6 protein-coding genes are annotated in these 7962 nt (G+C 61.9%); all 6 read left to right on the top strand.

The annotated features are described in order from the left end of the window. The coding region (locus tag PLZ73_04200; GenBank protein ID HOO77070.1) for a hypothetical protein at nt 1-1614 on the top strand (1614 nt) is incomplete at its 5' end. Between the two features lie 106 nt (nt 1615-1720). Continuing rightward, nucleotides 1721-2755, top strand: a complete 1035-nt coding sequence (locus PLZ73_04195) for a radical SAM protein (protein HOO77069.1) — start codon at nt 1721-1723, stop codon at nt 2753-2755. A gap of 131 nt (nt 2756-2886) precedes the next feature. Further along, entirely contained in the window at nt 2887-3627 is a 741-nt protein-coding gene (locus tag PLZ73_04190; protein ID HOO77068.1) for a glycosyltransferase family 2 protein, read from the top strand. Nucleotides 3628-3637: 10 nt separating this feature from the next. Continuing rightward, complete coding sequence (locus PLZ73_04185; GenBank protein ID HOO77067.1) at nt 3638-5728, top strand: hypothetical protein; 2091 nt, start codon at nt 3638-3640, stop codon at nt 5726-5728. After that, complete coding sequence (locus PLZ73_04180; protein ID HOO77066.1) at nt 5707-7185, top strand: radical SAM protein; 1479 nt, start codon at nt 5707-5709, stop codon at nt 7183-7185. Before PLZ73_04185 ends, PLZ73_04180 begins: the two co-directional genes overlap by 22 nt. Beyond that, entirely contained in the window at nt 7178-7936 is a 759-nt protein-coding gene (locus PLZ73_04175) for a class I SAM-dependent methyltransferase (protein ID HOO77065.1), read from the top strand. Before PLZ73_04180 ends, PLZ73_04175 begins: the two co-directional genes overlap by 8 nt. Nucleotides 7937-7962: the final 26 nt, after the last annotated feature.

The following is a 7962-nucleotide window of genomic DNA, read 5'->3' as shown; positions in this document are numbered from 1 at the left end:
GATCCTTTACAGGGGGGGGGGGTGAAGGAGGTCGCCGCCCTGTTTTGGAGGAATACCCGAGAATACGTGGCCTCGGGTCAGACCGTTGCCTGGTCGGCCCTGATTGAGGCGCTTCAGGTACTGCTGGGGCCGGGGGTCTGGAAGGTCCGTGTCCTGGCCGCGCTGGGGGGAGCCTTCGGCACGGGCACCGTATTCCTGGTGGCCCGCCGCCGTCTGCAGAGCACGGTAGCGGCCACGTCGGCCGCCCTGATGAGCGCCTTCAGCGTGGTCGGGATTATCTTCGGCCAGTTCGCGGACGTGTATGCGTCGGCTGTGTTCGCCACGTCGGTGCAACTTCTGGCCTGGGTGCGGCTCGATGATCACCGGGAATCACGAACGGCTTGGAGCGGCTTCGCCGCCGCCGCCCTGGTTGCCCAACTCCTGATGTATACCCAGGTCTGGATAACGGCGGCCTGTTTCCTGACCACGGTCTTCGGGAGCCGCCGCCGCTGGAAATATATGCTGCGTTCGATGGCCGTCCCCGCCGGCGCCTATTTCGTATTTTCCCTGGCTCATTTCTACGGGATGCTGAGGATCATTCCCTGGAGCGAATCCTATCGCTGGTATATGTCCTCATATTATCCGGCACCCGCCGCCGGCCCGGCGCCGGGACTAGGTGCTCTCCTGTCGTATTTTCCCCTGAGGGTTTACGATCTGCTGGCCTACCACTGGGCGGCGGTCTTTAATCCGGGGATGTATCAGCCCCTGGGCCTCAATCCCGTCGTTTTCCCGTTTCTGGCGGTGCTGGTGACGGCGGGGTTGCTGTTTCTGTTCGGGAAAAAACGCGCCGACGGGGCCCTCGCCTTTTTAAGCCTGGCCGCCGTGGGCGCCGCCCTGGCAGCCAACGCCGTACGCTTGCTGCCTTTCGGGGGAATCAGACAGACTCTTTTCCTGCACCCGGTCCTCGTCCTTTTCTACGGGTGGGCGACGGCGCAGGTCCTCGTTGCCCTTCCGTCGCGGCGGTGGTACCGCCGGTGGGCGGGGGGAATCTGCTGTTTGCTGCCGCTGGTGCCATTTTCCCTCTCGCTGCCCGGAATTTACCGCGATCGCCTGCCCCGTCTCGATCTGGATATTCTGGCCGGGCTGATGCGGGAAAACGGGGTCAGGGACCTCTGCGCCTCCGAGCAGAACATCCAGATCCTCGAGCTGGCGATGCGGGAAAACCCGAGTTTTTCCGAAGTTACGTGGCCCGGGTATCCTCATCCCGCCGACGCCCTCGACGCCGATTTCCGGAGCGCCCGCCCCATCCTCCGGTTCAAGTTGGAGGGAACCACCGGGCGGGTTCATTGGGTGACTCGGGATTATTTCCCCTCCGTCGCCGTTCCCCTGATCTGGATCGACATGCATATTTCCCGGGGAAGCCGTTTCGAGGGGGAGGGGATGAAAAATTTCTACCCCGAGCCCGGGGAAACGGTCGGGGACAAGGGGGAAATCAGGGTTCTCCTGGAAAGGCCGGGCAATTCCCCGGCTTCGATTCATCAGTCCCTGTACTGGCCCCCGAACTCGTATTACCTGTATCTCATCGAGCCGCGCCCGGGACGGGGGCGGGAACCCGGCAGAACGCTCCGTCCTTGACCCGGGCCTCTCCCGCGCATATTATTTCCCAATCGCCGTCGGGGCCGCTCCGGGAAGGGGAGCTTTGGTTGGAGGCAGCCACGGATTCGGGAAAAACGGACGGAGCATGAAGCCAGCTCAATATATGCGATTCGGCGCCAGCGCCTTGAGGATGAAATTTTCACCATCCTACCGGGTGCCCCTGACCATCAATATCCTGCTTCTCAACCGCTGCTCGTTTTCGTGCCTGTACTGCCAGCAGGACCACCAGGATCCGACGATGGTCCCCCTGGATAAACTGTTGTCCGTCCTGAGGGAAGCCAAAACGCTGGGGACCCAGAGAATCCACCTGACCGGCGGCGAACCGTTGCTGCACCCCGATATCGGGGAAATCATCCGGGTCGGCAAGGAGATGGGATTTTTCGTCAGCCTGACTTCCAACGGCCTCCTGGTCGATGCCTTCATCGAGGACGTCAAACGGTTGGATCAGCTTCAGATCTCGCTGGACGGCCCTCCTCAGGTCCGGGAATACCTGTGCGGCCCCCTGGCCGTGCCGGCCATCGATCGTGCGTTCGCCGCCCTGAAACAAGAGGGAATAAGGTTCTGGACCAATACCGTCCTGACCAAGGCCACCATTCCCCATATCGAATGGATCGTCGAGCAGGCCCGGGAGAATAAGGCGCAAGCCAATTTCGTGGTGATGGAAGCCCACCCCGAGGCCTGGACTCCGGACCGCCCGATGCCCGAGGCCATGAAGAACCTCTTTCCCACGGAAGAAGAGAACCGGGAGGCCTTGCGCACCCTGATCCGGCTGAAAAAACAGGGTCGGCCGATCGGCTCGTCCCTGTCGTACCTCCGGGAACTGCTGGAATGGGAGGACTACGCGAAGAACTACAGTTCCAAGAAATCCCGGCGCTATCGCTGCATGGCCTGGCAGAGCCAGTGCGAGCTGTTCCCGGACGGGAACATCCATCTCTGCCCCCACACCTGGGAGACCGACCGGGGCATTTCCATCTATACCCACAGTTTCCGCGAGGCCTGGGAACGACTCCCCCGGCCCGAAAACTGCAACAGCTGCTATCTCTCCTGTTACCTTGAATCCAACCTCATCTTCAGCCTCAATATCCCCACCCTCTGGAACTGGGTGAAAAAACTGATCTGACCCGCCGGCACCGCACGGGCTCCGAACCGGAGCCGGGCGCTGCTCCCGGTCTCCGAGCTTTATCTTTTATTTTCGATGTCGTTCCATTAATGTTGCTCGATACAAGCGGTGCGCCCGCGGGGGCGGATACGATGTCGGCAGATGAAAAAGAAAATCTGGCAGTTCCACGTCCGGACGGTCTCGAACTGAGCCTGGTAATTCCGGTCTACAACGGGGAGGCCGGGATCGAGGCGACCCTGCGCCAGTGGGGAGAAGTACTGTCCGGACTCCGTAGAGAGATAATCGTTCTCGACGACGGTTCCACCGACGGCACCGGGGAAGTCCTGGACCGCTTGGCCGCCTCCGGTGCCCTTCCCGGTCTGAGCGTCGTACACAAACCCAATTCCGGCCACGGCCCTACGATATACCGGGGATACGCGACGGCCCGTGGGGACTGGGTGTTTCAGGCCGACAGCGACAACGAAGTCGATCCCGCATATTTTCCCCGCCTGTGGGGAATCCGGGAGCGCGCCGACCTGGTGCTCGGGCGGCGTCGATCGAGGCAGGAGAATTGGGTCCGCCGCGCCGCCACGGGCCTTATCCCCTTCGCCACCTGGCCCTGGTCGCGGCGCCTCCTGCGGGACATCAACGTACCCTTCCGGCTTTATCGGAGAGATAAGCTGGTTACGGGGCTGAAGAAGGTTCGTCCGGACGCTTTCGCCCCCAACGCCCTGCTCAGCATCGTCTTCGCTCGGGGGGGGGAACGGATCGTTTCGGTGCCGGTTCCGCACCGGCATGACGGGGCGAGCGGGAAATCCCTGGCCGGCGCGCGTTTTTTCCGGGCCCTCCGCCGCGCCTGGAAGGACCTACGGCACACGCCCGCGGAAGGGTGAAGGCTGGGATATGCCCGGTCTGACGAAAGAGGGCTTCAACCCCGCGGCCGTTGTCCGGGCGTCCCGGCTGTTGCTCCTGGCGGCCATGGTCAATGCGGTTCTTTTCATCGTTTTCCATCCCCTGGACTGGCAACAGCCGGAAACGATCCGGCTCCGCTTTTACGGTCTCCAGGAAGGCTTGACCGAAGGCCCTCTGGCTTCCCGCGTCTCCGGCGTGGATTTTCTCAAGCCCTTTGCCAACCGCGCGCAGGGAGGGGGGTACGAATCGAGGTACCCTACGGTCCTGCTCGACGGCCTGCTGGCCAAGTTCTATCAACCTCTCTATCGAAGTTGTGGACCGTTCCTCAAAGAACCGGTCAACATCCTGATCGTGGCAGTGACGGGTCTGGCGGTATTCGCGGCCGTCAAAGCTTTTTTCGACTCCGTTTCGGCGGCCTGCCTGGGGACGGCTTTCTGGCTGACCTCGTCGCAGGTCCTGCTGGATCTGTGTTATCCGGTCAGGATGAACATGGTCCTGGCTGCGCTGATGACGGCTTTCATATTCTGGCGCCTGGCCCTTTTACCTCGGCGCCAGCCGGCGTGGCGCCCGCTCATCCCGATGGTTCTGGCTTTTCTCCTCGGGTTTCATTCCCACGAGTCCATCCTTTGCCTGCTTCCGGGTTGTTTTCTCGTCGTGGCGACGCGCCGTCATCGCTATAAGGGTTGGGGGGGCAAATTGGCGGTTGGGGGCCTCGCCGTTGTCGGTATCGCCTTCTTCAATATGTTCGTCCTTGTCCCCCGTCTGGTCGCGGAAGTGACGGGTGCCCCCCCGCCCTGGGCGTGGGTGGAAGAGTCTTTGGCCGGATCTGTCTTGAATCCGGGCGTTCTGGAACGACGGGTGTCGGACTTTCTTCTCGCCGGCTTGGAGCACCTGGCCAGGCAGGAAGGGGGGATGAGCGCGCTCCTCCCCCTCCCCGTGCAGCTCCTGGGTGCCGGCGCCTCCGCCGGGCTGCTGCTCATGGCCGGCCGCCGGGGTTGGCGGGCCGCCTGGCCGTTTTGCCTGGGGGCGTTTCTCTTTTTCGCGCTCACCGCTCTTTTCCTTTTCCCCACCGTGCCGGCGTCGGTCGAGACCGAGGCCTACTACTATGCGCCCATCGTGGTCGTTCTCTCCATAGCCGCCGGCGGGCTCTTCAGCGGTTTTGCCCGGGCCGCCGTCCCGCTCCGCGGATTCCTCCCTGCGCTCCTGATCGCCGTGACGGGTACGCTCAACACTCTTAACGCCGGCGCGGTGATGCAAGCCTTCCCCTACTGGTTCGGTTTCCGGGGGCCGGCGCAGGAGTACGTCCGAGACGTTTTGCACCTGGAAGAAAGGTTTGCAGAAAACGGGGTCCGTCCCCCCGTCTATCTTTCGTATCCTCGCCCCCGACGGTTCGATATCTCCACCAAGTGGGACATCATGCTCCGGATCTGGAACGTGGATCCTTCCCTTATTTTCGCGATGATGGTGCCCACCCTGCACCTCGGCTCGTTCGAGGCAGGGGATTTTTTGGGCGATCCCGGAGGTTTTTCCCGGTTCTCCGCACTGCCGGAAGCCCGGTACGAATCCGCGGCCCTTTCCCTGGCCGACTTGCCCCGGCGGGGCTGGTACGATCTGGCCAGAATCCGGGCTGATTTCCTGAAACCGGTTCCGGAAGCGGAATGGTTCGATGCGGGCAACGGTGAGCGGGTAACCGCGCTCCCGGAGCCGGGACTGCTGGGGACGGTTCCCCGCGCGCGGCTTGATCCCGGGCGTTGGGTATTGGAACTTCCCCCGCGCAGCGAGGGGGGTGTCTGCCTCTTCGCCCTGCGCGCCGATCTCCAGGCCTCCGGCGAAGAAGAGGTTTATTACCGGGAACGGCCGTTGGCGGAGAAAGGGTTCCGCCTCTCGGCCTTCTCCGGCGCCCGCGAATTCAGCTTGGGCCCGCAGTACGGCTGGAGTTTCCGTATCTACGAGTTCCGACTTGCGCCCGATGCGCCCGCGCGGTTGGAGATAGAGACGGAAGGGGTTTGCGAGGTGCTGGGACCGGTAGTCCTCCCGGTTTCCGGGGGCTATTTCCAGGCATGGGGACGACCGGCCCGGTGAAGGTGGCCATGGTCATCAATAAGCTTGAACTGTCCATCCCCCTGGGACCGGCCTATTGTCTCTCCTCCCTGAAGAAAGCCGGTTTCGAGTGCGAAATATTCGAGATATCGACTTCCTCTTTGGGAGAATTGGTCCGTTACCGGCCCTCCGCGGTTCTCTTCAGCGTCTATTCCGGCGCTCAAGGGCCAGCCTTGGCTTTCAACCGCGCGATCCGCAACCGCGTAAAAACAATCAGCGTTTTCGGAGGTCCGCATCCCACCTTTTTCCCGGAACTGATCCGGGAGGAGGGAGTCGACGCCGTTTGCCGCGGCGAAGGCGAACTGGCCTTGACCGAGTTCCTCGAGCGTTTCCGCGGCGAAGGCGTTGTTCCCGAGGGGGTGGCCAACTTCGTCGTTCGACACGGGGAGAGGCTCGACGAGACTCCGCCCCGCCCGCTGGTGGAAGATCTCGACTCCCTTCCCTGGCCCGACCGGAGCGCCTTTATTCGTCGTTTCCCCCTGCTCGGCGTCCATAAGGTAAAGAGCTTCGTGGCTCACCGCGGATGCCCCTATCGTTGCTCGTATTGCTTCAATGCCTCCTTCAATCGCTTGTATGCCCCCCATGAAGGAAGCATCTACCGAAGCCGCGACCCCGAGAATATCTGCGACGAGATCGATTACGAGCGTCGATCCATGTCGATCCGGATGGTCTGCTTCATCGACGATGTCTTCACTCTCGATTCCGCCTGGACCCTGAAGTTCTGTGAACTGTACGGACGGAGGATCGGCCTCCCTTTCCAGGCCAATGTCCGTCTCGACAACCTGGACGACGCCAGGATTGAGGCACTGGTCTCGGCGGGCTGTCATCTGCTCCATGTCGGTGTCGAGAGCGGCGACGAAGATCTGAGGAGGGACCTCCTGGGAAGGAAGATGCCCGACAATTTTATCGTCGATGCCATACGCAAGTTGCGTCGCCGGGGGATCAAGGTCCTGACCGAGAACATCGTCGGTTATCCCGGGGAAAGATTCGACCAGGCCTGGAAAACTCTCGAGCTTAACCTGCGCGCTGGACCTGATTACGGAAACGCGTCCGTGTTCATACCCTACCCCCGTTTGGAGTTGACCGAGCGAGCCCGGAGGGAGGGATACTACGACGGGGATGCGCGCACCCTACCCGTTGGCTATCATCACCGGTCGCCGCTCAAGTTCGGGAGCAGGACCGAGCGGAATATGATCCACAACCTCTCCTGCTTTTTTTCCCTTCTGGTCCGCCACCCCGGCCTGATACCCTTTTCCAAAGCCGTGCTGCGCCTGCCCCCCAACCGGCTCTTCTACTTTCTCGGGGGGGCACTGGATGGCTATTACCTGCGAAAGCTCTTGCCTTACCGGTTGACGCTGGGAGAATATGCAAAATTAGTCGCCGTATTTTTCCGCGGATACCGGAAGCTCTTCAGGGGCAAACTGAACATTCATGAATGAAGTGAACCGGGAATTCATCTATCGCGAAATGGTTGCCCTGGCGGATCGGCACTGGTGGTTCCGCACGCACTACCGGTCTCTTTTTCATTTTGTTCGTGGTTTCGTAGGTCGGAGCGGTAAGCTCCTGGACGTGGGTTGCGGCCCCGGGGGCGCGAGTCGTCTCTATGGACCCGGCTGGGGAAAGGTTCTGTTGGATTACGAATTCAGCGCTCTTTCCCATTACCTGATGGAACGGGGTGAAAAGGTTCAGGCTCGGGCCGGGGAAATCCCGTTGGGCGCCGGGATATTCGATCTTGTCATCTGCTCGGATACCCTGCACCAGGCATCGGTCGAAGACCCCCGCGACGCGGTGGACGAGATGGCCAGGGTCTGCCGTCCCGGGGGGAAAATCCTGCTGGCGGAGCCGGCGTTCGAGTGTCTGTTCGGAGCCCACGACGACGTGGAAGGGGGCTGCCGCCGGTTTACCTGCGCTTCCCTGGCCGCCCTAAGCCGCGGGCTGCCGGTCAGGGTTGTCCGTTCAACCTACATCCACCTCACGGCTTTTTTTCCCGCGCTCCTGGTCCGCAGTTTCCAGAGATTGCCCGGTATGAGGAAAAAATTCCAAAGATCGGGCCGTACCGATCTGACGAGGTCCAACCCCATCGTCAACGCCACCTGGACCCTGCTGGGACGGTTGGAGGGAAGGTGCCTGCAGCATGTGGTTTTTCCCCTGGGCACGACCGCGGCGGTGTTGCTGGAGAAGGAGCGTTGAGAAGGCCTCGTCCGGCGCAACCGCTT

It is taken from the genome of bacterium (assembly GCA_035380285.1).
Taxonomy (GTDB): domain Bacteria; phylum Auribacterota; class Erginobacteria; order Erginobacterales; family DAOSXE01; genus DAOSXE01.
Note: the sequence above shows the minus strand (reverse complement) of the source record. Positions and strands in the feature narration are given on the sequence as shown.